Origin of the sequence: Bacillus sp. FSL W8-0116, assembly GCF_038003825.1 — a bacterium.
GTDB classification, from domain to species: domain Bacteria; phylum Bacillota; class Bacilli; order Bacillales; family DSM-4216; genus Bacillus_O; species Bacillus_O smithii.
On sequence record NZ_JBBOPY010000001.1, the window covers coordinates 1,650,758 to 1,674,319 of the forward strand.

At 41.8% G+C, this 23,562-nt stretch carries 21 protein-coding genes and 3 pseudogenes; 1 reads left to right on the plus strand and 23 read right to left on the minus strand.

Features of this window, described 5'->3' with window-relative positions; translation table 11 throughout:
- Nucleotides 1-189 precede the first annotated feature (189 nt).
- The 20 genes from N1I86_RS07790 to N1I86_RS07885 all read right to left on the minus strand — a co-directional run bounded on the left by N1I86_RS07790 (nt 190) and on the right by N1I86_RS07885 (nt 20,970).
- Nucleotides 190-741, minus strand: a complete 552-nt coding sequence (locus N1I86_RS07790; RefSeq protein ID WP_003353352.1) for a manganese efflux pump MntP — start codon at nt 739-741, stop codon at nt 190-192.
- A gap of 225 nt (nt 742-966) precedes the next feature.
- A complete protein-coding gene (locus N1I86_RS07795) occupies nt 967-2,007 on the minus strand; it encodes an L-threonylcarbamoyladenylate synthase (RefSeq protein ID WP_003353354.1) in 1,041 nt (346 codons plus the stop codon).
- A 390-nt stretch (nt 2,008-2,397) separates the two neighbouring features.
- Nucleotides 2,398-3,675, minus strand: coding sequence for an ABC transporter permease (locus N1I86_RS07800; protein ID WP_341095816.1), 1,278 nt, complete (start codon nt 3,673-3,675; stop codon nt 2,398-2,400).
- Nucleotides 3,668-4,567 carry an ABC transporter ATP-binding protein gene (locus N1I86_RS07805; RefSeq protein ID WP_341095820.1) on the minus strand — a complete coding sequence of 300 codons (900 nt, stop codon included), beginning with the start codon at nt 4,565-4,567 and terminating at the stop codon, nt 3,668-3,670. The genes N1I86_RS07800 and N1I86_RS07805 overlap by 8 nt, the downstream gene beginning before the upstream one ends.
- Before the next feature lie 284 nt (nt 4,568-4,851).
- Nucleotides 4,852-5,793, minus strand: coding sequence for a stage II sporulation protein R (gene spoIIR, locus N1I86_RS07810; RefSeq protein ID WP_270583762.1), 942 nt, complete (start codon nt 5,791-5,793; stop codon nt 4,852-4,854).
- 315 nt (nt 5,794-6,108) lie between these two features.
- On the minus strand, nt 6,109-6,981 hold the full coding sequence (gene prmC, locus N1I86_RS07815) for a peptide chain release factor N(5)-glutamine methyltransferase (RefSeq protein WP_341095822.1): 873 nt from the start codon (nt 6,979-6,981) through the stop codon (nt 6,109-6,111).
- A 2-nt stretch (nt 6,982-6,983) separates the two neighbouring features.
- Nucleotides 6,984-8,054, minus strand: coding sequence for a peptide chain release factor 1 (gene prfA, locus N1I86_RS07820; protein ID WP_003353360.1), 1,071 nt, complete (start codon nt 8,052-8,054; stop codon nt 6,984-6,986).
- A 186-nt stretch (nt 8,055-8,240) separates the two neighbouring features.
- Entirely contained in the window at nt 8,241-8,675 is a 435-nt protein-coding gene (locus N1I86_RS07825) for a hypothetical protein (RefSeq protein ID WP_003353362.1), read from the minus strand.
- Nucleotides 8,676-8,728: 53 nt separating this feature from the next.
- Nucleotides 8,729-9,352: a thymidine kinase gene (locus tag N1I86_RS07830; protein WP_003353363.1), complete on the minus strand. Its 624-nt coding sequence runs from the start codon at nt 9,350-9,352 to the stop codon at nt 8,729-8,731.
- Nucleotides 9,353-9,776: 424 nt separating this feature from the next.
- Complete coding sequence (gene rpmE, locus N1I86_RS07835; protein WP_003353364.1) at nt 9,777-9,977, minus strand: 50S ribosomal protein L31; 201 nt, start codon at nt 9,975-9,977, stop codon at nt 9,777-9,779.
- 201 nt (nt 9,978-10,178) lie between these two features.
- Nucleotides 10,179-11,465, minus strand: a complete 1,287-nt coding sequence (gene rho, locus N1I86_RS07840) for a transcription termination factor Rho (protein WP_003353365.1) — start codon at nt 11,463-11,465, stop codon at nt 10,179-10,181.
- A gap of 239 nt (nt 11,466-11,704) precedes the next feature.
- Nucleotides 11,705-12,670 carry a class II fructose-bisphosphatase gene (glpX, locus tag N1I86_RS07845; RefSeq protein ID WP_003353366.1) on the minus strand — a complete coding sequence of 322 codons (966 nt, stop codon included), beginning with the start codon at nt 12,668-12,670 and terminating at the stop codon, nt 11,705-11,707.
- Between the two features lie 90 nt (nt 12,671-12,760).
- On the minus strand, nt 12,761-14,047 hold the full coding sequence (locus tag N1I86_RS07850; protein WP_003353367.1) for a UDP-N-acetylglucosamine 1-carboxyvinyltransferase: 1,287 nt from the start codon (nt 14,045-14,047) through the stop codon (nt 12,761-12,763).
- 448 nt (nt 14,048-14,495) lie between these two features.
- Complete coding sequence (gene fsa / locus N1I86_RS07855; RefSeq protein WP_048624251.1) at nt 14,496-15,143, minus strand: fructose-6-phosphate aldolase; 648 nt, start codon at nt 15,141-15,143, stop codon at nt 14,496-14,498.
- 94 nt (nt 15,144-15,237) lie between these two features.
- Nucleotides 15,238-16,104, minus strand: a complete 867-nt coding sequence (locus N1I86_RS07860; protein ID WP_003353369.1) for a class II fructose-bisphosphate aldolase — start codon at nt 16,102-16,104, stop codon at nt 15,238-15,240.
- A 172-nt stretch (nt 16,105-16,276) separates the two neighbouring features.
- The gene (locus N1I86_RS07865) at nt 16,277-16,636 is read right to left on the minus strand and encodes a response regulator (protein ID WP_341095825.1); all 360 of its coding nucleotides are present in this window, start codon (nt 16,634-16,636) and stop codon (nt 16,277-16,279) included.
- A gap of 570 nt (nt 16,637-17,206) precedes the next feature.
- Nucleotides 17,207-18,808, minus strand: coding sequence for a CTP synthase (locus N1I86_RS07870; RefSeq protein ID WP_003353371.1), 1,602 nt, complete (start codon nt 18,806-18,808; stop codon nt 17,207-17,209).
- 202 nt (nt 18,809-19,010) lie between these two features.
- Nucleotides 19,011-19,559 carry a DNA-directed RNA polymerase subunit delta gene (gene rpoE / locus N1I86_RS07875; protein ID WP_003353372.1) on the minus strand — a complete coding sequence of 183 codons (549 nt, stop codon included), beginning with the start codon at nt 19,557-19,559 and terminating at the stop codon, nt 19,011-19,013.
- 218 nt (nt 19,560-19,777) lie between these two features.
- Nucleotides 19,778-19,984, minus strand: a complete 207-nt coding sequence (locus N1I86_RS07880; RefSeq protein ID WP_040341037.1) for a hypothetical protein — start codon at nt 19,982-19,984, stop codon at nt 19,778-19,780.
- Between the two features lie 545 nt (nt 19,985-20,529).
- Nucleotides 20,530-20,970, minus strand: coding sequence for an RNA-guided endonuclease InsQ/TnpB family protein (locus N1I86_RS07885; protein WP_341097277.1), 441 nt, complete (start codon nt 20,968-20,970; stop codon nt 20,530-20,532).
- Here N1I86_RS07885 and N1I86_RS07890 point away from each other — a divergent pair.
- Nucleotides 20,966-22,011 (plus strand): IS630-like element ISBs2 family transposase gene (locus N1I86_RS07890; protein ID WP_076611651.1). Its coding sequence is split into 2 segments (ribosomal slippage): nt 20,966-21,469 and nt 21,472-22,011, totalling 1,044 coding nucleotides; the frame shifts between segments, so codons are not numbered across the junction. The genes N1I86_RS07885 and N1I86_RS07890 overlap by 5 nt on opposite strands.
- A 16-nt stretch (nt 22,012-22,027) precedes the next feature.
- Here N1I86_RS07890 and N1I86_RS07895 read toward each other — a convergent pair.
- The 3 pseudogenes from N1I86_RS07895 to N1I86_RS07905 form a co-directional block, all read right to left on the minus strand.
- Nucleotides 22,028-22,795, minus strand: a pseudogene (locus tag N1I86_RS07895) (RNA-guided endonuclease TnpB family protein); the annotation flags it as partial.
- A gap of 11 nt (nt 22,796-22,806) precedes the next feature.
- A pseudogene (gene tnpA, locus N1I86_RS07900) lies at nt 22,807-23,206 on the minus strand (IS200/IS605 family transposase).
- A 150-nt stretch (nt 23,207-23,356) separates the two neighbouring features.
- Nucleotides 23,357-23,502, minus strand: a pseudogene (locus tag N1I86_RS07905) (TetR/AcrR family transcriptional regulator); the annotation flags it as partial.
- Nucleotides 23,503-23,562: the final 60 nt, after the last annotated feature.

A 23,562-nucleotide genomic window follows, 5' to 3' on the forward strand; every position in this document is an offset into this window, starting at 1 on the left:
ATGCCTCCCTCTCTTACTCTTATTATATCGAATCCTACTTTTTTCATACAGATTGAATTCATAAATTTTCCTAATTTTCCTCCTTTTTTTAAAAGAAAAAGGAAGCGGAACCAAACAAAAGTCCTACTCCCTTTATCCCGATCATCTTCTGCCATCTCTCCACGTAAGCTTACCCTATCTGCTCCCTGCCTAAAAAGGGAGAATCAGTTTAAGCCCTATCGCCAATAGTATGCTCCCGCCGATCGCTTCACTGTAAACGCCGATTACACTCTTCGCTTTACTGCCAATCAAAAGACCAAACCAAGTTAATAATGCCGCTGTAACCCCAAAACAAACAAGAGAAACGACCGTTTTTGCGCCTAATATCCCTAGCGTCAAACCGACAGAAAAGCTGTCGAGGCTGACGCTTAAAGCAAATAAAATCAACCCAAAACCAACAGGCGTCACAAACGATTCCTCTTTTTTAAAGCAAGATAGGAACATGGAGATTCCTAACAGAATCAATAGAATCCCTCCGGCATATCCGGCAACCTTTCCGAATGTGTGCGATAAAAAATGGCCCGCTATCATTCCCATCAGCGGCATCCAAACATGGAAGATCCCAACCATCATTCCTATGTAAAAAATTTGTTTAGAGCGGAGCGCAAACATTCCCATTCCCAAACCAACAGAAAACGCATCCATACTGAGCGCAAACGCCATTAATACTAATGTTATGATTTCCCCCATATAGCTTGTCATTCTGCATCCCCCTTCGGACATCCCCTATTCATGATTATGCATGTCCGAAAGGTTTTAGAATGATAAGCCACTGGTAAGAAAAGAGGCTGAAAATAGACCAATCCCCTTATCTCTTATTTAATTGAATGGCCAGGTCGTCATTACGTCCTTCTTTTTTGAGATTCCGAATGTTTGCCCAATCGTTTACCAAAGGAGGATCGTCAAAACGTTGACAACATTCATCCGTCATCGAATCCATTTATGTCCCGCCGCTTTTTCCAGACGGTTCATCACCGCTGCACCAATACCCGTGTTTGGAAAAACTTCTGAATAGATAATGTCCACTTCCGTCTCGTTAAATTGGCGCAACACGCCATAAAGTTCATGAGCGACCGTGGACAATTCGGATCTTTTTCCACAGGAGAGAACAATATCGGCATCATAGCTGGAAGAGTTCTCCTCTGTCGTTAAGATTCCGACCTTTTTTCCCGCACTTCTTTGAGCATCCGCCAGCTGCTGAATTTTTTCGATCGGTCCTTCCACTAAATACAAAGGTGCGTTCGGAGCATAATGAGTATATTTCATGCCCGGAGCTTTCGGCTTGCTGTCTTTATTTTTTAGAGCCGGGTCAAATTCTACATGTCCAATGACATCTTCTATTTCTTCCTTTGAAAGGCCGCCGGGACGTAAAATGACGGGCGGCTCTACAGTGCAATCAAGCACAGTGGATTCTACCCCGACCCCCGTTTCTCCACCGTCCACGACACCGGCAATTTTCCCTGCTAAATCGTCCCAAACATGTTTAGCAGAAGTCGGACTCGGCTTTCCGGACCGATTGGCGCTTGGGGCAGCAATGGGGAGGCCGCACGCCGAAATCAATTTAAGCGCAACCGGATGGTCAGGCATGCGAATGCCCACCGTATCCATACCGGCTGTAGCCTTCTCGGATAGGCGTCCTGGCATTTTCTTAAAAATAATGGTTAACGGACCAGGCCAAAAAGCTTCCATCAGCCGTTTCGCTTTTTCAGGAATGTCCACAATAAGTGGTTCCAATTGGGATGTATCGGCGATATGAACAATAAGCGGATTATCGCTTGGCCGCCCTTTCGCTTCATAAATTTTGGCAATCGCCTCATCGCTCAAAGCATTGGCCCCTAATCCATAGACCGTTTCGGTCGGAAAGGCCACCACTTCATTTAACCGAAGAGCTTGTGCTGCTTCTTCAATTTGTGGATAACGAGTTTTGTTGTCCACTTCTTTATCCACAATCCAACATTTTGTTTCCATCCTTATTCACCTTACAATTTCACAAAGTTCTTTTTCGTTTTCAACCGCTCTTTGTCCTAATTATATTATGGCGTTCCTTTATTTTATCATAAAAACGCATATTCACAAATTCCCCATTATTATCCACATATGTGGATAATATAATGTTTAATCAGTGGATAACTATGTGGATAAAGTGGATAAATTTCAGAATTTACGCTTTTTTTACTATTTCATCCGCATCAAAAGTTTAATATTGTCCTATTTATATTAAAGAACCGAACCCTTGAGCGGGTCCGGTTCTTTATGACGATATAATTTTGATGTTTGGGCTTCCAATTGAATTCAAAGCATGCCACGAGAAAAGTGGATATTCAAACTTTTTCGCCGCTTTTTCAATCCACAGCCGCATTAAAAAGGAATGTTTTTCTTTCTTTCGGACATTGGTTCTTTTTTTGTCAACAGGAAGGCGGTTTTTATATTTTTCAGAGAAGAAGAAGTCCCGTACATCAGCACTCCCCCTCGATAAATTCGAGCGCCCAAGACGGCCAGAATAATGATGGAAACGATCATAATCGCAATGCCGACTAAAACTTCCCAAGTGGGAATCCCCAATAGTCCATACCTCATAAACATAATCATCGGGGTGAAAAACGGAATATAAGATGCAAAGGTAACGAAGGCTGCGTCCGGCTGATTCATCCCATACATGGACACCATAAAGCCAATCACTACTAAAAACGTCATCGGGAGCACCATTTGTTGAATATCTTCCACCCGGCTGACAAGCGATCCCAACAAAGCAGCCAATGTAGCATAAAGAAAATATCCAAGCAGGAAAAACACGATCGCGTATCCAATCGTGGAAGCAGCCATGCTGGAAATATGAAAATGTTTAATAAATGACAATACTTCCGAATTTGTTTGAAGTGCCAGAACACCGGCTGCGATTGCGATTATGATTTGCGTCAACCCCAACAGCCCTACACCCAAAATTTTGGCAAACATCTGCTTGATTGGCGACACACTGGAAATCAAAATTTCCATCACTCGAGAGGATTTCTCAACGGCCACTTCTGTGGCAATCATGTTGGCATACATAAGCACAGACATGTAAATCGCTATTAACAGAACGTATACGAGCGCACTCGCCGCTCCCTGCTGTTCTTTTGATTGGGCCTTTCGATCAAGAGGCACCTTTTCAAATGAAACAGGGGAGTTTAAAAGAGCCAGCTTATCAGAGGTAAGCTGAAGTTTTCCGGCGACCATTTGCCCCTTCACCGTTTGCAAAGCATTTTTCAACCGATCGGCCGTATTGGAGTCAGAGGATTCCGATCGGTAAACGGCTTTCGGCAATTGTCGCTCATCAAGCGACAAGACCAAATAACCATCTAATTTTCCTTCACTAACTTGTTTCTTCAAAGCGGTTTCGTCATCGCCGGATTTTTCAAGTTTTATGTCTTTGTCTACGGCTGCCAAGCTCGTTTTTAAAGGCGCAAAGATGGCGCCATTGCTTTTATCAAGTACAGCAATGTGTTTGACTTCATGGCCGTCAAAATAAGAAATGATTTTATTAATGTTGGCCATCAAAAAAATGGCCGCCACCAAAATGATCGTTGTCACGATAAACGATTTTGTTTTTAATTTAGTTCCATAAGTATGTACGAGCATCATCCAAAACTTATTCATAAGAAAGCCCCACTTTCTCTATAAAAATATCATTCAAAGAAGACTCGTCTATTGAAAATTTGCGAACAAATCCTTTTCCGATCAGACTTTCCAAAATCGGCTGTCCGACTTCTTCCGTTTCTACTTGAAGAAGAGCTCCTTCACTTGTTTTTTTCCATTTCAATACCCCCGGGAACTCCTTTAAATAATCAAGCGAAAAATCGGCCGCAATGGAAATGTTCTTTTTCCCGAATGAACGCTTGATTTCACGAAGAGACCCTGATAAAACCGGACTGCCTTTTTGCATGATGCATACATGTTCGCATAGTTCTTCCACATGCTCCATACGATGGCTGGAGAACACAATGGTTGTCCCGCTGTTTTTTAAATCCAGAACGGCCTCTTTTAATAGTTCGACATTGACCGGATCAAGACCGCTGAACGGTTCATCGAGAATTAACAGTTTCGGTTTATGAAGAACGGCTGTGATAAATTGAATTTTTTGCTGATTTCCTTTCGAAAGTTCTTCCACTTTTTTCATTTCATATTGAGGTACTTGAAAGCGGTCCAGCCATTTTTTTAATTCCTTCTCGGCGTTTTGTTTGTCCATGCCTCTTAACCGCGCCAAGTATACCACCTGGTCTTTCACCTTTAATTTCGGATACAGCCCTCTCTCTTCGGGCAAATATCCGATGTAAGGACTGGTTTCGTAGTTGATCGGCCGCCCGTCCCACAGAATGGAGCCATTCGACAAATCCAACAGCCCCAAAATCATTCGAAATGTGGTCGTTTTTCCTGCACCATTCGCTCCGAGAAATCCGAAAATTTCATTGGACGGGATTTCTAACGATAATTGATTCACTGCTGTCAAAGAGCCAAACCGTTTTGTCACATTTTCCAGTTTCAAAGACATGAAATCACTCCTTTTGAAAACAAACCGTCTATTTAGATCCTTCCTCCAGCGAAGAAGAGTGAAAATCTCTTAGCTGAGTAATGGCTGGAAGCTGGTTTCAGCACCTCTTTCTTAGGGAAAAGGACCTAGACTCGGAAAATTATTCCTCCAAATTACATTTACGTTTAAGCAGAAAATAAGTTTCTTGTTTTTTTATAATTCCCAATTTTTTCTCTATTTCCTGCCGATGCTCCCAAAATGGCACATGAAAAAACACCTCGACAACTCATTCGAGGTGTTTCCGGTTAAAAGAACTTTTTCATGACATCCACGATTAAAAAATGAACCTTTACTTTCTCTTCATCGCCGACATAAACAGGGGGTTTGCTGCTTTTTTTCTTAGAGACGCTGTTATTCTTGATGGGCTCTTCTTCCTTTTTCTTTTTTGTCTCCTTTACGTTTGCCGAATGATCTCTCGACAACTCGCTTTTATTTTCCGTTTGGCCGTCTGCGCCCGCGGCAGATAAAGAAGGCTGTTCGATACCTTCTCCCGTTGAACTTGTTTCTGTTTCATCTTTTTTTCTCGGGGCCTCGATTGGATTCTTTTCAGTCACCGTTGAATCGTCCTCTTTGTCCACTGTCGATGGTGCCGACTCGACCTCTTCTTTCTTATTCGTTTCTCTTTTTTCGGTCTTTTCTTTTTTCTCGTTCACACCCGGATTTGCCTCCGCTTCATTGCGAACGGCCACACTGTTAGAAAAGTCAAGAAAACAAAGCGGAGGATAGAGAACACACCACCAGTTGGCTCCTTTCCCTTCTCCTAATGTAATTAAAACCGCTTCATAGTCTCCCGCCGGATATAAATATTGACCGTACAGTTTGGTTGGAAACTGGATGTGCTTCCCATATTCAACTTTCACCGATTGATGAATTCCTTCCTCGTCCATGACGCGGGAAGCAATACGTTGTATTTCCGGAAGTTTGCTTTTGATCACTTTTCTTGCTTGGCTGATAGAAGTAAGATCTTTCACCCACAACTGAATATGGGCATTCACTTCATCGCGTATTTTTCTTTTCACTGCTTGGTCCTCCGGCTTATCACTGTTGGCCAAAATCCTTAATCGAATCGCCTGATCCGGGATAACCACTGTTTCCTCCGCGGCTGTTTCCTGCTTCGGTATATATAAACTGAAAATGGTTCCCATTGAAAGAATCAATAAATAGAATACTGCCGTATACTTTTTCATTTTATCCACCTCTCCCCTCTAAAAAGCAGTGTGGACATAATCACCGGCAATTAAACACGGAAAATAAAATTTCATAGAAACCTATTTTCAGTACAAGCCTTATCAGACAAAACGAAAAAGCCACCCGGGTCGTCGATCTTCCTCCCCAAGTGGCTTCCTACAGGCTTATTCACTTAAATGGTCTAACGAAAATCAAAAAGCATGGCGCATAAGGCGGTTTCTTTTTTGATGAGAAATTCAAATAGGATCTCTTTATTCTGTCAACTTCAGAGCCTCTGTTTGTTTCCGTTTAAGAAACCCTTTCGCCAGCTGCAATCACTGATGATTCTTCATCTCCATAAATACCATGCGGTCTTTGCCGTTTATATCAAACACAACCTGTATGTCCCCTTTAGGAAACACTTTTTTCAGCATATCCGCTACAGCTTGCCCTTGGCCGGCACCGACTTCGAAACCGACAAGAGCCTGTTCTTTTAATACAAGCGGAAGCTGGGTGCAAAACCGGCGATATAGATCCAATCCGTCTTGCCCTCCAAATAAAGCCAATTCCGGCTCATGATCTTTCACGACATCGGCTAACAAATCCTTTTCGGCCAGAGGAATATAAGGAGGATTCGAAAGAATGACGTCCAATTTTATTCCTTTATCAATGAATGGCGTTAACAAATCTCCTTCCACCCATTGAACATCAGCTCCTAAACGGTTTCCGTTTTGGATAGCCACATCGAGCGACGGACGGGAAATATCCACACCATAAACGATACAGTCCGGCCGTTCCAATTTGACGGTAACAGCGATGGCTCCGCTCCCGGTACCGATATCCGCAATCGTCAATCCCTTTTTGCCGTCAAATAAAACAGACATTCTTTTTAAAGCGTAATAAACCAACTCTTCCGTCTCCGGCCTCGGAATCAACACGTTTTCATTCACTGCAAAAGTTCGGCCGAAAAATTCTTCAGAACCTACTAAATATTGGACGGGGACGCCCTCGCTATGACGATGCACCCAGTCAACAAACTGTTCTTGTTCTTTTCGGCTTAAATCTGTTCGTAAATTAGCCAACAGTTTGGCTCGATCCATTTTCATGACATGCATAAGCAAAATTTCTCCCGCATTTTGATCGCGTTTATGCTCTTTTAAAAAAGAAGAAGCCCAATTAAGGGCTTCGTATAATTTCCATCCCGCCATGTCTAGTCCTCTAAATTTTCCAGTTTTTTCGATTGTTCTTCCAAGATGAGAGCATCAATCACCTCATCCAGTTTTCCTTCCAGCACTTGATCTAGCTTCTGGATCGTCAAACCGATTCGGTGATCGGTAACGCGATTTTGCGGAAAGTTATACGTGCGAATGCGTTCAGAACGATCTCCTGTGCCGACAGCGGATTTGCGTTTTTCATCGTACTCTGCCTGCGCTTCCTGCTGATATTTGTCATAAATGCGGGCGCGCAATACTTTCATGGCTTTTTCTTTATTTTTGATTTGCGACTTTTCATCTTGGCAAGACACAACAATTCCGGTTGGAATATGAGTTAAACGGACTGCCGACATGGTTGTGTTTACACTTTGCCCGCCCGGACCGCTGGAAGCAAACGTATCGACGCGAATATCCTTTTCATTGATTTCCACTTCTACTTCTTCCGCTTCCGGCAGACAAGCAACCGTCGCAGTGGATGTATGAATCCGGCCACCCGATTCTGTTTCCGGAACACGCTGAACCCTGTGAGCGCCGTTTTCATATTTTAACCGAGAAAAAGCTCCTTTACCTTGAATCATAAAAATGATTTCTTTATATCCTCCAAGTCCTGTTGGATTCGCTTCGATTACTTCTGTTTTCCAACCTTTTGACTCAGCATAGCGGCTGTACATGCGGTACAGATCCCCCGCAAAAAGGGCTGCCTCTTCTCCCCCTGCCGCTCCGCGGATTTCCATGATAACGTTTTTATCATCATTCGGATCTTTCGGAAGCAGCAGGATTTTTAATTGCTCTTCCAAATCCTCCAGTTGACCCTCGAGATCATGCAGTTCTTCTTTTACCATTTCGCGCATTTCCGGATCAAGCTTTTCCTCCAGCATTTCTTTCGCTTCTTGGTATTGCTGCTTTTTCTTTTTATATTCACGGTACGTTTGCACGGTTTCGGCTATATCCGACTGCTCTTTTGAATAATCCCGAAGCTTTTTCGGGTCGTTCACAATATCGGGATCACTCAGCAGTTCATTTAATTTCTCGTACCTGTCTTCCACTGCCTGCAAACGATCAAACATTCATGTCACCTCTACGTTCAGTCTTAAACGTTCTTATTATAGTATACAGGATGGCCAGCCACAACACCAAAAAAATAAGTGAAACTTTCATAAGCGGGGATTTTGTTAGTTGAACTTATCGAGCAGTTAGGGGCGGTTGGACCTTTTTCTTATACATATAAAAAGGACTCCCTAACGCAAGGGAGCTTATCGCTGCTTGATATCCACCTCGATCCGGTAACGCGGAAGGGCTTGGATGAGCTTTCTATGCAATCTTGCTTCCGCTTTGTCTTCATCGGACAGTTTTCTGTGGGTATTGACTTTTACCCACATCGTCCGTCCGTTGATCCAAACGGAATCAATCTCATAACGATTTGTATCATTGCGAATCACTTGCTTTGCTTTCTCAATATCAGTGCCTAAATTCGGCTGATCGGGCGCACGATCAATAAAATTAGGATTTTGGTTTGTGTTCGTCGGGTCGTCACGCTCCCTGCGCTCTTGGCTGCCGAGACGATCTCGATGGCTTACAAATTGCACTCCATGACGGTCTTCCCGTTCTCCATAGGTCGAATCCCTTTCAATCATTCCACAGCCGTTCAGCAACAAAAACACCACAGCGGCCATTAGGAAAAAACGCATAAAAAACACCTCCTTTTCTTAGGATAACCAATAAAAAGGAGGGTACTATTGCTTTATATTTCCTGAGAGGAAGCTAAGCTTTTCTTTTGTTGTTCTTTCTCTGATCCAGGAACGACGTGATGATGGCGGCACCTCGGCTCGTAACTTTCAGACGCTCCCACCAAGATGATCGGATCATCATAACTGGCGGGTGAACCGTTTATAAGCCGTTGTGTCCGGCTTGCAGGCGAGCCGCAAACCGTGCACACTGCTTGTAGTTTTGTGACCATTTCTGCCGTCGCCATTAAAGCAGGCATGGGTCCAAAAGGCTCTCCGCGAAAATCGAGATCTAATCCCGCCACGATTACACGGTGTCCTCGATCCGCTAAATGTTTTACGGCTTCAACAATGCCTTCGTCAAAAAACTGGGTCTCGTCGATCGCTACAACATCAATGTCTTCCGTGACCAATTCCACAATCTCTTGAGAAGATTCTACCGGGATTGCCTCAAAAGAAATTCCGTTATGAGAGACAACCGCTTCTTCGCTGTAACGATTGTCCAATTTTGGTTTAAATACAAGGATGTTTTGTTTTGCAAATTCTGCTCTGCGAACACGACGAATCAACTCTTCCGATTTCCCGGAAAACATGCTGCCGCATATGACTTCCACCCAACCGGAATGTTCCATGACATACATAGAAAGAGCCTCACTTTCCGAAATTCCGTTCAAGAATTTAAGAAACCAATGAGCAGCCGGGGCCTGCATCCCGCACTGCCCTCTCAAGATTTCCATAAGCTTTTACGGATCATTTCCCGTAAAAAACGATTTTGCGTTTTAGACACGAAGTCCGATCTAAATAAGTAAAAAACGATTGCAAACGGCAATGATCCTTTTATACCCGTACTGCCGTCATGCATGTCCAGGATGCAGCCCCATCCATTTTCCCGGCCCCGGAAAGCAGATCCTTCTCCGGGCAAAGCAGCTGCAAAAAAATAGAGGCAATATCGTTCATTGCCCCTATACCATTGTTTCCACGAACAAGAGACTATTATAGCTGCTTCCGCCGGGAACAAAAAACAGGCAAGCAGTTGATATAACTCGCCTGTCACTCTTTCGATTCTTATTTAAGACCGTATTTTTTATTAAATTTATCAACACGACCGGCTGCAGAAGCGAATTTTTGACGTCCTGTGTAGAAAGGATGGCATTCAGAACAAATTTCAACGCGAAGCTCATCCTTCACGGAACCACTTTCGAATTCATTTCCGCAAGCGCATTTTACTTTTACTTTTTTGTATTCAGGATGAATACCTGGTTTCATTCTTTTCATCTCCTTTTATGCCCTGAGTCATCTGAAACAGAGTTCTATGAAAGTGCGGAAACAACCGCATACTTCTTTTTTCAAAAAACACTAGTAGGATTATAGCAGAAAATGTATTTCATTGCAACAAAAGTGTTTGCCTCTTCTGGTGAAAAAAGCCACCAAATCTTTCCCCAGATCACGTGTTCATTTTCAATGCTTTTACATCAAAATCCGTTTAGACATCCCATTCGTTTTCATTTCCTCAGCAATTTGCTCAAAAAATTCACTATTGGTTTTGGTTTGTTTAAGCTTGCGCAAAAATTTCTCTGCCAAATCCGGAGAATCTGACATCGTTTTTCGAATCGCCCATAAAACATCCAGCCGTTCTTTATCAATCAACAATTCTTCTTTACGCGTTCCGGAACGACGAATATCAATCGCCGGAAAAATTCTTCTCTCAGCAAGATTCCGATCGAGATGAAGTTCCATGTTGCCGGTTCCTTTGAATTCTTCATAAATCACGTCGTCCATGCGTGAACCCGTATCCACAAGAGCAGTTGCCAAAATCGTCAAGCTCCCGCCTTCTTCAATATTGCGGGCAGCTCCAAAAAATCTCTTCGGACGATGGAAAGCAGCCGGATCAATTCCTCCGGACAACGTTCTTCCGCTTGGCGGAATGACTAAGTTATAAGCTCTGGCAAGCCGGGTGATGCTGTCCATTAAAATCACAACGTCTCTTTTATGCTCTACAAGACGCATGGCTCTTTCCAAAACAAGTTCAGCTACTTTTATGTGATTTTCCGGAACTTCATCAAATGTAGAACTGACGACTTCTGCTTGAACGGACCGTTCAATATCAGTCACTTCTTCAGGTCTTTCATCTATCAACAGAACGATTAATTCTGCCTCAGGGTGGTTGGTTGTGATAGCGTTGGCAATTTCTTTTAGAAGCATGGTTTTACCTGCCTTTGGCGGAGCCACAATGAGTCCGCGTTGGCCAAATCCCACTGGAGTGATGATGTCCATGATTCTGGTGGATAGATTGGATGGTGAAGTTTCAAGTTCTATTTGTCGGTCAGGATAGAGCGGTGTTAAAGCCGGAAAGTGCACCCTTTCTTTTGCTGATTCAGGATCATCCCCGTTGACGGCCTCTACATGAAGCAAGCCGTAATAACGTTCATTTTCCTTTGGAGGACGAACCTTTCCGGAAACTTTATCACCATTTCGGAGATCAAATCGTCGAATTTGGGATGCCGATATATAAATATCTTCAGAGCTTGGCGAATAATTAATGGGACGGAGAAAACCAAACCCTTCTGACTGGATGATTTCAAGAACGCCTTCCATGAAGAAAAAGCCCTCTTGTTCTGCCCTTGCTTTCAGTATGGCAAAAATTAATTCTTTTTTGGTTAATTTGCTGTAGTAGGAAATTTTATACGTTTTGGCTAACTCATATAATTCTTTCAGTTTCATGTTTTCTAAGCATGAGATTGTTAGTTCTTCCATTTTGACACCACACTTTTTATTATTCAGTTTTTCACAACATTTTATTCTTCATCAAATGGCAATAGTTTTAATCAAATATATGAGGAAGAGATAGAACGGAAAATTCGCGAAAGCCATATCTATTTTAACTGGTTCATAGGGATGTATCAATAAGAGAACAAAAAAGGAAGGAATAAATCGTACAAGCCGGGAGCCTGTACGATCAAAAGGAAGAACTGTTCAATTCTCTGGGCGGTTCCTTAAGGTTTTATGACGAGGTTCGGCTTTTTGTTTAAACTATGGCGTCCTTCAATAAAACGAACCGTGCCTGATTTTGCTCTCATGACCACAGAGTGTGTTGAACCATAAGTGCCTTTAAATTGAACTCCTCGTAATAATTCTCCATCCGTGACGCCGGTAGCAGCAAAGATGGCGTCATCGCCCCGCACCAAATCTTCCATGCGGAGAACTTGATTGACATCGACTCCCATGCTTTTGCACCGATTCAATTCTTGATCATTTTGCGGCATAAGTTTTCCTTGAATTTCTCCGCCTAAACACTTTAAGGCTACGGCTGCAATTACTCCCTCAGGCGCCCCTCCAATTCCGAAAAGAATATCAACGCCTGTATGGTCAAAAGCTGTATTGATGGCAGCTGCTACATCTCCATCGTTGATTAATTTAATGCGAGCTCCTGCTTCACGAAGCTCGGCGATGATATGCTCATGACGCGGGCGGTTCAAAACCGTTGCCACGATATCTTCAATGTCTTTGTTTTTTGCTTTTGCTACTGCTTTTAAATTGTCGATGATCGGAGCGTTGATGTCAATTTGTCCAACAGCTTCCGGACCGACCGCAATTTTATCCATATACATATCGGGAGCGTGCAATAGGTTGCCATGATCCGCAACGGCAATGACCGCTAAAGCGTTCCAGCCGCCGGATGCGACAATATTCGTTCCTTCCAGCGGATCTACTGCTACATCCACTCGAGGGCCATAGCCTGTCCCTAATTTTTCTCCTATATAAAGCATCGGTGCTTCGTCCATTTCGCCTTCGCCAATAACCACGGTGCCTTTCATTGGAACCGTGTCAAACACATCTCTCATTGCCGTTGTAGCAGCGTCATCCGCTTCGTCCTTTTTTCCTCGCCCCATCCACCGCGCTGAAGCAAGAGCAGCCGCTTCCGTCACGCGGACAAGTTCCATCGATAAGCTTCTCTCCATAATGGGTTCCTCCTGTATTACACATAACTAGAATTTGTATAACATAATTACAGATTTATTGTAACACATTTAGGAGGAAAATAGAGTGAATCAGGAACTTTTTATTTGTTCTAATTCTTCTTCTGATAATTTTTCACGCCAAACTGTCGCACCGAGGCCGTTTAATTTTTCCACTATATGGCTGTATCCTCTATCAATATGTTCGACACCTGTCACTTCCGTAATGCCTTCCGCGAGCAAGCCTGCGATCACAAGTGCAGCACCGGCGCGTAAATCGCTCGCTTTTACTTTCGCCCCTTGAAGCTTAACCGGACCGTCAATGATGGCGGAACTGCCCTCGACTTTAATTTTGGCGTTCATTCTTCTCAGTTCATCTATATGTTTGAGGCGTGCGGAATAGATGGTATCTGTCACAATTGATGTGCCCTTAGCTTGAGTAAGAAGGGTGGTAAATGGCTGCTGCAGATCTGTTGGGAATCCTGGATAAACAAGAGTTTTAATATCAACTGCTTTGATTTCGCCGCTTTTCCCGACAAATATTTGGTCATCTCCGATATCAATGGGTACATTCATTTCCCGAAGTTTGGCTGTGACGGACTCTAAATGAGGGGGAATGACATTGTCGATGAGAATTCCTTCTCCAATCGCCGCAGCCAAAATCATGTATGTGCCTGCTTCAATTCGATCAGGAATAATGGTATGCCGACACCCGTGCAAATGTTCCACTCCATCAATTCGAATCACGTCTGTCCCGGCTCCTTTGATTTTGGCTCCCATATTATTCAGCAAGGTGGCTACATCAATAATTTCCGGCTCTTTCGCCGCATTTTCGATCACTGTCCGCCCTTTCGCTTTCACTGCTGCCAGCATGATATTGATCGTGGCGCCTACACTGACCACATCCAAATACACCCTCGCCCCCCGCAACTCTTTCGCACGCAAGTAAATGGCTCCTTGCTCGTTTGTTACCTCAGCACCAAGCGCTTCAAAACCTTTAATATGTTGGTCGATAGGGCGTGGTCCAAGATGACAGCCTCCAGGGAGTCCAACAACGGCTTTTTTAAACCTGCCCAACATCGCACCCATTAAATAGTAGGAAGCACGCAGCTTTTTCACCCTGCCGTTGGGGAGCGGCATGGAAACCATTTCTGTTGGATCAACTGTCATCTCATTTTTTTCAAAGGTAACCTTACCGCCAATTTCCATCAATAAATGTTTTAAAATTTGGACATCAGAAATATCAGGCAATCCTTCAATGGTTACCGGAGACTCTGCTAAAATCGTTGCCGGTATAAGAGCCACAGCGCTGTTTTTTGCTCCGTCAATTTTTACCGTTCCCTTTAGTGGATATCCTCCTGCGATTTTTAGCTTTTCCATGGCAGACTCCCTTCCGATTACCTTGTTGAAAAAATTAAACGAAACTCCATCACATTATCGTTCATCATTCATTGATGACAAGTGTGATTGATCGGGATTTTTATTTCATAGGATGGCTCTATCATCTTGCAACACAACTGTTCTGGTGCCACAGTTCGCTGCCTTCCTGCTAAAACAAAAGATAACGATTTCACTACTTTTAAGAACTTATTTTTATCCATCCAAACAGAGGATTTCATGGATTCTTTTTTAGTTTAAACAAAATATCTTTTTTCATGTATAAATATTGGGATTTTTTTCAAATCATAGGTTTTTGTCTTCTGATGCGTTTTTTGGGATTACCGCTATTCCGCTAGAAGGTGCTCCGGCTAAGCAAATCAAGGAAAGTCAGACTTTCCAAAAACTTATACATCAGCAAGGGAAGCGCCCCGCTGATGAAAAATTTATTTTATTTCAGCGATCTTCCGCCCCAATCGGCAAGAAAAGCAGCAATACCTTTGTCAGTAAGCGGATGATGGAACATTTGCTTCAATACTTTAAACGGAACAGTGGCGATATGAGCGCCTTTTAAGGCAGCTTCGGTGACATGCTGAGGATGGCGAATAGAAGCAGCAATGATTTCGGTTTCAATATCATGGATCGCAAAAATATTAGCAATTTTTTCGACCAATTCCAAACCATCATGCCCAATATCGTCCAGTCGTCCCAAAAACGGAGAAACATAGGAAGCTCCGGCACGAGCGGCTAAAAGGGCTTGATTGGCGTTAAAAATAAGGGTTACGTTTGTTTTAATGCCTTCTTTTTTAAAAGTGGAAACGGCTTTTAATCCATCGGGAGTCATAGGTACTTTAATCGTAATATTAGGAGAAATTTGAGCCAATTCCCGTCCTTCCCGAATCATTCCTTCCGCATCCGTCGCAATCACTTCTGCACTGACAGATCCATCCACAAGGGATGTAATCTCACGAAGGCGATCTTGAAAAGAAACATTTTCTTTTGCTACTAAAGAAGGATTGGTTGTCACACCTGATAGAATCCCCCACGAATGGGCTTCTCTAATCTCTTCTATATTAGCTGTATCAATAAAAAATTTCATGACGCCACCACACCTCTTCCATTATTTTCAATTGAGTAATGTACGGAAACCGCCCTATTAAGATAAGGCGGTTTCAAACTGACTATTCATGATTTTAAAATGCTTTTCCTGAAGAACCAAATTCGCGGATTTTGCCGATAACCGTTTCTTTAATGGTATCGCGGGCCGGTCCCAAGTATTTACGTGGATCGTACAAATCCGGTTTTTCTGCAAGAACTTGGCGAACAGTTTTTGCAGAAGCTATTTGGTTTTCTGTATTTACGTTAATTTTAGCAGTGCCAAGAGAAATGGCTTTTTGAATATCTTTTGTTGGAATTCCTGTACCACCATGAAGCACGAGCGGAACTCCTGTTAAATCTCTTATTTCTTTCATACGGTCAAAACCAAGTTTCGGCTCTCCTTTGTACGGACCATGAACAGATCCCAGTGCAGGAGCAAAGCAGTCTACACCCGTTTCTTTCACAAGACGATCGCATTCAGAAGGAATAGCGTACATTGCTTCTGCCTCTTCAACAACAAGGTCATCTTCTTGTCCACCAATGCGGCCAAGTTCCGCTTCAACGGATACACCAAAAAGATGGGCAAGTTCCACTACTTTTTTCGTCAGAGCAATGTTTTCTTCAAGAGGGTAGTGGGAACCGTCAAACATAACGGAAGTGAAACCAGCATGAATCGCTTTTGCGCATGTTTCAAAGCTGGAACCATGGTCAAGATGGATAGCCACTGGTACCGTAATTTGATATTCTTCCATCAATGCTTTAACCATGTTTACAACCAATTTAAAACCGCCCATGTAGCGAGCTGCGCCTTCAGAAACTCCAAGAATAACAGGAGATTTTTCTTCTTCAGCTGCTTGTAGAATCGCTTGGGTGAATTCTAAGTTGTTAATATTGAATTGACCCACAGCATATCCTTCATCTTTAGCTTTGTTAAGCATTTCAGTCATGGAAACTAAAGGCATAATTTTTCCTCCTTAACTCATTCCCTGGAAGTTTAATCGGCAAAGGACCCTCCCTTACCTAAACCAACGGATGGAATTTACATTGATTATGATACCAAATTCATATCTTTTTTACCAACATGGGTACGTTTTCACAAAAAAAATTCTCCACTTGTTCAAATATACCCCGAAATTAAGAAATATATTGCTTAACGGCATTGCGTATATCATCAATGTCAAACGGCTTTGCGAAATGTGTGAGAACTCCCAATTCTTTTGCCTCTTGAATCATATCCAGTTCTCCATAAGCGGTCATAATAATCACCCTCATATCCGGGTCTTTTTGTTTCATTCTTTTGAGTATTTCAATGCCATCCATTCCGGGAATTTTCATATCCAACAACACTAAATCAGGAGAATACCGGTCGACAATTTCAAGAGCTTGTGCGCCATTGGAGGCTTGGTACGTTTCATACCCTTCTTTTTGCAAGACTTCGTTCAACAAAATTCTAATCCCAAATTGATCGTCGACGATTAATATTTTCTCTGCCATATGGATCCCACCCCTTACAATGGTTTGAATTCGTACCGGTATGTATATTGATGCCCCATCCCAACTAAATAAACAATGAAACATGAACAGCGAAAGAGGTACCTCCTCCTATCCTGAACCACATCTATCTATCTAAATCAAAACTATACTTCTCTTTTTTACGATTAAATTCCTTCTTTCTGGAGATGTTTAAAACCATAATTTTGCCATATTGTATTATAAAAGTAGATTTTAAACAAAAAAATATCCTCCACAAAATTAAGGCCCTTTTTCACGTTTCATTTTCCATTCATTCCATCCGTTTGTCTGCGACCTTCTGAAAGGATGAATGGCCCATTCACTCAAAAAGGAAACATAATCCATAATCGTGCTGATTGACTGTTTGAAAACGATCCAAAAAAACAAAACTTCTGTGCAGAAGCGGCTAACCAATTTCTGCACAGAAGTTCGATTGACCATCATTCTATTGATCTTTTTAAAAAGCCTTGTCCTCTTTCAACGATTTCATGTCAAATGATAGATGTGTTTTTCCACACATTCATTTGATCTATATCTGAATAAGATACTTTCTTATGCTTGATTTTCTATAGCGGCTTTTACAAAGTCACGGAACAACGGCTGCGGACGAGTAGGTCTTGAAGTAAATTCAGGATGGAATTGGCTGGCGACAAACCAAGGATGATCTTTTAATTCGATGATTTCAACCAAACGTCCATCCGGACTTGTACCGGAAAAAACAAAACCATGTTTTTCCATTTGTTCCCGATATTCGTTATTAAATTCATATCGATGGCGATGACGCTCATAAATGACTTCTTCTTTATACGCTTCATACGCTTTTGTCCCTTCCGAAAGCTTGCAAGGATACAATCCAAGCCGCAAAGTTCCGCCAAGATCCACTACATCCTTTTGTTCCGGAAGCAAATCAATAATCGGATATTTTGTATCAGGACGAATTTCAGAAGAATGAGCTCCTTCCAATCCCAGTACATTTCTAGCAAATTCCACCGACGCCAGCTGCATGCCAAGGCAGATGCCCAAGAATGGAACCCGATTCTCTCGGGCATATTGGATGGCAACGATCTTTCCTTCAATTCCCCGATCGCCAAATCCGCCCGGAACTAAAATTCCATCTGCTTCTTTGAGCAAATCGGATACATTTTCCGAGTTCACATGTTCCGAATTGACCCATTGAATTTCAATTTCTGAATCAAAAGCGTACCCAGCATGTCTTAAGGCCTCAACAACGGAAATATAAGCGTCTTGAAGTTCCACATATTTTCCGACCAAAGCTATCTTTGTTTTCCGCGATAAGTTTCTCACGCGGTCGACAAGTTCTTTCCATTCCGTCATATCCGCTTCATGACATTGCAATTTCAAATGTTGGCAAACAATTTCATCTAGTTTTTGTTCTTGAAGAGCGAGCGGAACGGCATACAATGTATCGGCATCTCTTGACTCAATGACAGCTTTTGGATCTATATCGCAAAACAAAGCAATTTTATCTTTCATTTCTTGCGATATCGGCATTTCTGTACGCACGACAATCACATTTGGCTGAATGCCGAGGCTGCGCAATTCTTTTACGCTATGTTGGGTCGGCTTCGTTTTCATTTCACCAGCTGCTTTTATATAAGGAATCAACGTACAATGGATGTACATCACATTGTCACGCCCAACATCATTTTTAATTTGACGGATTGCCTCTAAAAATGGCAGCGACTCGATATCGCCGACTGTTCCGCCGATTTCTGTGATCACCACATCCGCGTTCGTCGTTTTTCCTGCCCGAAATACCCGATCTTTAATTTCATTCGTTACATGGGGGATAACTTGCACCGTTCCGCCTAAGTATTCACCGCGTCTTTCTTTTCTTAATACAGCCGAATACACTTTCCCGGTTGTAACGTTGCTGTATTTATTTAAATTAATATCAATAAAACGTTCATAATGCCCAAGGTCAAGATCCGTTTCCGCTCCATCATCCGTAACAAACACTTCTCCATGCTGATATGGACTCATTGTACCTGGGTCCACATTGATATACGGATCAAATTTTTGAATCGTCACATTTAATCCTCGGTTTTTTAAAAGCCTGCCTAAAGATGCAGCCGTAATTCCTTTTCCCAAAGAAGAAACCACACCGCCAGTTACAAATATATATTTTGTCAATTTAGTTCCCCCTTCATAATGTTCGCTGATATCTGAAACAACTGTTGTATATAATGTTCCTTAGTTTTTTGGGTAAAATACAAAAACGCCCCTCTTACCTATGAACAGTAAGGGAGCGTTCTTTCTTCTTTATATACAAAAAAGTTTTTATAGAGCCCAAATAACATACTACAATTCTCATTAAAAGAAGTCAAGCGCAGAATTATAATTCCTTTTCTTTGTCAATAGTGTCTAAATCCTCGTCCAATTCGTCTTCGTCCAAATCATAGTCTTCATCCAGAAGATCGTCATCAAAATCTTCTTCTTCATCCAAATCGTCAAAATCCTCTTCGTCATCCAGATCTTCTACTTCGTCGAGGCTGTCATCAAAATCATCCAGATCTTCGAAATCATCATCCTCCACCGTATCATCGTAATCTTCGAGTTCATCTTCCACCGCTTTTTTCGCCTTTTTCTTTCGTACTTTCACCGTCGGAGCGGTTTCTTCTTCAATTTGATCAATTGGATACCACGCTCTTAACCCCCATTGGTTTTCACCTAAGGCAAGAAAACGACCGTCAATATTTAAATCCGTATAAAACTGAACCATTTTATCCTGAATTTCTTCATCGGACAACTCTAATATTTTTTGAATTTCGTTCAGTAATTGTTGGAATGGAATGGCTTGTTTTTTGTTTTCTAGAATGGCAAAGGCCAGCTCAATAAAAGACATTTCATTTAACTCATCTTTCGACAACTGTTCAAGATTCACTGTTCGCACTTCCTTTCTCTATTTCCACACTCTTTAAGGAGCGAAAAAAACAAAGTGTTGATCCATTCGGGTGCTTCCTGCTCAAGAGCACATAAAGAACACGGATTAAAACCCGGCCTTTTCTTATGCTGAAATTACGCTCTGTACATTATTGAACACTAGAATACATATTTTCCATTATAAACAATAATGCTTTGTTTATGCCATATATAATCCGCTTATTCACTCATTTTTTCACTCTTATAAGAAGTTCCCCAGATGCTCACATTCATTTTCTTCCGATCTTTTGTCTTCACTCGATAAGCAGCCGTCAGGAAAAAAATAGATAAAAACAAAAAAGGAACAGCTCCCAATTGTTTTTCATAAAGAAAGGAGGAGACAGCTACAAAGGAACCGATTGCGACCCATCTTCGCAAAATTTTCATCGCTCCACGCCCCAAGTTATCTTTCGCTGTATTATTATAGCGCGAATATTCTTCATATACTACTCCCTACTGCAGCTTCAGCAAAAGAGAGGGACCCCTCTTTTGATCATCACTTGACGTGCTTGGTCCCGTCTTTCGAAGAGATGAGCAAAATATTGAAATGTCTTATGAATGATCAGAAACCGACCGGCCTTTCCATCCGTACGACAAAATTGATTTCATCCTTTCCTCTTCTTCTTTTAACACCCTTTCGTTCCAAATGAAAGGGTGGTTTGTAAAAAAGACAGATATTCACAATTTATGTTTGTGTCTTGAATAGACGGAGTCGATTTGTTTTTTTATCAAAACGCAGTTTTTTATCGGAAAACAGACACAGAAATCTGCCGAATCTTTTTACCCTTTCCTGGTTCCAACATTTTTTAAATCCATTTTATGTACTGTGAACTACCCGCCACCTTCGCTTCGCTTAGAGGTGAGGGCTTCTATGGTAATCGCACCTAACGGTACGAAATTTACTTAGCTATCGAGCCTGTTCCATGCTCTATTTATGATGATGTTAATGCCAACAGTCGCAATCCTTCACGCTTGATATTGATAGAAGCATTCCAATCTCTATCTGCTACAAAACCACAATCACAATGGAATATGCGCTCAGAAAGAGATAGAGACTCCTTTGCTCGATTGCAACATGAACAAGTTTTGGATGATGGAAACCACTTATCTATTTTGATAAGCTTTTTCCCTTGCTCCTCTAACTTGTATTGGAGAAATTTCGTGAACATGCCCCATGCATGATCAGCAACGCTTTTGCCGAAATTGAGTGCTTGGGACATTCTCTTCATGTTGAGGTCTTCGATAACCACGCAATCATATAGTTTCGCTAATTTGTACGATTCCTTATGTATATAAATTAAAATAAAGGTTTTCTCCCGTTCCACGGCGAATAAATACAAAGAGAAAATAGGGGAACGGAGAGAAAATATGATGCCAAATCACAAAGACGAGATCGAAAAGTTGTCCACTGCCATGAAAGAAGCAAAAAGTAAACGAGCATATGAACGCTACCAAGCGATTTATCTTCATTTGCAGGGATATACCAAAGGAGAAATCGCAACGATTATTGGTCGATCCAAGAAAACTATTTATAACTATATTCATGCCTACGCCCAGCGCGGTCTTGATGGACTGGAGATGAAATACTCACCTGGCGCCCCACGTCGATTGACCCCTGAGCAGGAAAAAGAGCTGGCTTTGATCATTGAACATCAGCTCCCCGTAGATGTGGGATTCGAAGCAAAATATAATTGGACGCTTGCGATAATCGCTGAACTCATTCAACAAAAGTGGGGGCCAACATACACGCTTCGCGGAACAAGTGACATTCTGCATCGGTTAGGGCTAAGCTATACGAAACCGACCTATACACTAGCCAATGCCGATGAAGAGAAACAAAAAGAATTCGTCGAAATCACCTTCCCTGAAGTAAAAAAAAACTGGTAGATGGGAACATCGCCCATGTCCTCTTTCAAGATGAGTCGATGATTCGTGATTACCAAGCGATTCAAAAAACATGGTTTGTCAAAGGAAAACAACGAATCATTCCGACGTTTGGAAAACATCAAGGGCTGAAGCTGATTGGCACGTTGAACTACGAAACAGGGGAAGTGTTTTGCATCGAAGAAGAATGCTATGACGCGGAAACATTTCTTCGATTTCTTCAACTTGTGTTAGAACGCTATCCCACAGGCAAAATAGTGATGATTTTAGATAACGCTCGAATTCACCATGCCAAACTCATTCAGCCATTTTTAAAAGAACACGAAGATCGGTTAGAGCTCGTCTTTTTGCCACCATACAGTCCGCAATTGAACTTGATTGAAGGGCTATGGAAATGGCTGAAATCAGACGTGATTTACAACGTGTTCTATTCGAGTGTGCAAGAAATTAGAAAGAATGTCCAAGCCTTTATTCAGCGAATCAACCAGAAACCAGAACAAACGATCGATCGTTTGTGTGTTCAGTTGTAAATCTTTAATTCAACTTATATAGAAAGTCTTTTCGTTGGTTCGCAATTCTTTCATGTAGCTTCGCCACTTTTAGTCGTTGCTTGTGCCAACGATTAGAACCTTTCTTTCTGCGTGATAGAACACGCTGTTCTTTCGCTAATTTTCCCAAGGCTTGGCGATAGAAACGAGGGTAATTGGCTGTCTTACCTTCTTCACTATCGACCAATAAACCGTTCATGGAAAAATCTAAGCCAATCACAGCTTGTACTTCTTTTTGTACAGATTGATGTTCGTATTCAGTGAGAATAGAAACATAGTATTTTCCTGTTTTTGTTCGAGAAACCGTACAAGACTTGATGATATGATGTGACGGAATTTCTTGATGTTGTTTGATTTTTACAAGTTTCAGTTTCGGTAATTTGATATAACCATCCAAAAGCATAATGTTTCCGTTGACCACGTTGGTTGTGTAGGACTGTCTTGCCTTTCGGCTTTTGAACTTCGGAAATTCAGCACGACCAGATAAGAAGTTTTGGTATGCCTTCTGCAAATTCAGTTGAGCGTTTGCCAACGCAAGGCTGTCTACTTCTTTGAGCCATGGAAATTCCTTTTTGTACTTTGCAGGAGTCGGGAATTTTTTTTGCTTTTTCAAGGCTTCTTTGTCGTCCTTGAATGGTTCATATGTTTCCATTCGTTCAGCCAACATTTTGTTGTAGACGAAACGAACGCAGCCGAAGGTTTTTGTAAGAAGTTGCTCTTGTTCTTGTGTTGGGTACAGACGAAATTTATATGCTTTGTTTGCCATATCGAATCACCTCACTTCCTCCCTTGATTTTCTCTATACTGCTTTATCACTTCAATGGGCGCACCACCTGTTGTAAGTAAGCAAAAGCTTCTTGACCAAAAATACTCTTTCCAAAGTTTTCTTTTCACTTGTGGATAATGCTTTTTGATAAGTCTTAGAACTTGCACTTTTATAGGCATTGATGAACTTTGATAGTTCACTATTCGGATGTGCCTTGAACAAAATATGCACATGGTCAAGATCGTGATTCCATTCGCCCAAGGAAATATTGTAATGTTCACCAAGTCGAATAAACATATCTTTTGCATAGTCAGATATGGGGTCATCAATCACATGTCTGCGATATTTTACGACCAGAACAAGATGATAATACAAACGGAATACCGAATGATTATTATTATCTAATTTCATTGATATAACAGCCTTTCATTTATATAACACTGATTCTATCATAGCGCAAAAAAGAAACAACTTTAGGCTACGCCTAACCGAAATTCATCTCCCACTTTCACTGGTGCTTCCGCACTTTCACGTTTAGAAGTAGGAGACTTCTTTCGGAGGGAAGTTAAATTCACTTGCCATTTCTTTAGTAGTTGTGCGATGAAACTCTTTTTTAAAAAAAGGACCGTCCCTCTAATCATCTCATTTCGCCTTTTTTGAATCAGTTGTTCATCTTTTACAGAAGCATGAACTTTTCTTCCTTTCATACGATCGACCGCCTTTTCATCAGGCATAGTTTGTTCTAGTCTTGGCTGCTTTTGACCATT

Coding starts and splice junctions, on each gene's coding strand:
- N1I86_RS07790 (WP_003353352.1), bottom strand. CDS start 741: ATGACAAGCTATATGGGGGAAATCATAACATTAGTATTAATGGCGTTT.
- N1I86_RS07795 (WP_003353354.1), bottom strand. CDS start 2,007: ATGGAAACAAAATGTTGGATTGTGGATAAAGAAGTGGACAACAAAACT.
- N1I86_RS07800 (WP_341095816.1), bottom strand. CDS start 3,675: ATGAATAAGTTTTGGATGATGCTCGTACATACTTATGGAACTAAATTA.
- N1I86_RS07805 (WP_341095820.1), bottom strand. CDS start 4,567: ATGTCTTTGAAACTGGAAAATGTGACAAAACGGTTTGGCTCTTTGACA.
- spoIIR (WP_270583762.1), bottom strand. CDS start 5,793: ATGAAAAAGTATACGGCAGTATTCTATTTATTGATTCTTTCAATGGGA.
- prmC (WP_341095822.1), bottom strand. CDS start 6,981: ATGGCGGGATGGAAATTATACGAAGCCCTTAATTGGGCTTCTTCTTTT.
- prfA (WP_003353360.1), bottom strand. CDS start 8,054: ATGTTTGATCGTTTGCAGGCAGTGGAAGACAGGTACGAGAAATTAAAT.
- N1I86_RS07825 (WP_003353362.1), bottom strand. CDS start 8,675: ATGCGTTTTTTCCTAATGGCCGCTGTGGTGTTTTTGTTGCTGAACGGC.
- N1I86_RS07830 (WP_003353363.1), bottom strand. CDS start 9,352: ATGTATGTCATGGAACATTCCGGTTGGGTGGAAGTCATATGCGGCAGC.
- rpmE (WP_003353364.1), bottom strand. CDS start 9,977: ATGAAACCAGGTATTCATCCTGAATACAAAAAAGTAAAAGTAAAATGC.
- rho (WP_003353365.1), bottom strand. CDS start 11,465: ATGGAAGAACTAACAATCTCATGCTTAGAAAACATGAAACTGAAAGAA.
- glpX (WP_003353366.1), bottom strand. CDS start 12,670: ATGGAGAGAAGCTTATCGATGGAACTTGTCCGCGTGACGGAAGCGGCT.
- N1I86_RS07850 (WP_003353367.1), bottom strand. CDS start 14,047: ATGGAAAAGCTAAAAATCGCAGGAGGATATCCACTAAAGGGAACGGTA.
- fsa (WP_048624251.1), bottom strand. CDS start 15,143: ATGAAATTTTTTATTGATACAGCTAATATAGAAGAGATTAGAGAAGCC.
- N1I86_RS07860 (WP_003353369.1), bottom strand. CDS start 16,104: ATGCCTTTAGTTTCCATGACTGAAATGCTTAACAAAGCTAAAGATGAA.
- N1I86_RS07865 (WP_341095825.1), bottom strand. CDS start 16,636: ATGGCAGAGAAAATATTAATCGTCGACGATCAATTTGGGATTAGAATT.
- N1I86_RS07880 (WP_040341037.1), bottom strand. CDS start 19,984: ATGAAAATTTTGCGAAGATGGGTCGCAATCGGTTCCTTTGTAGCTGTC.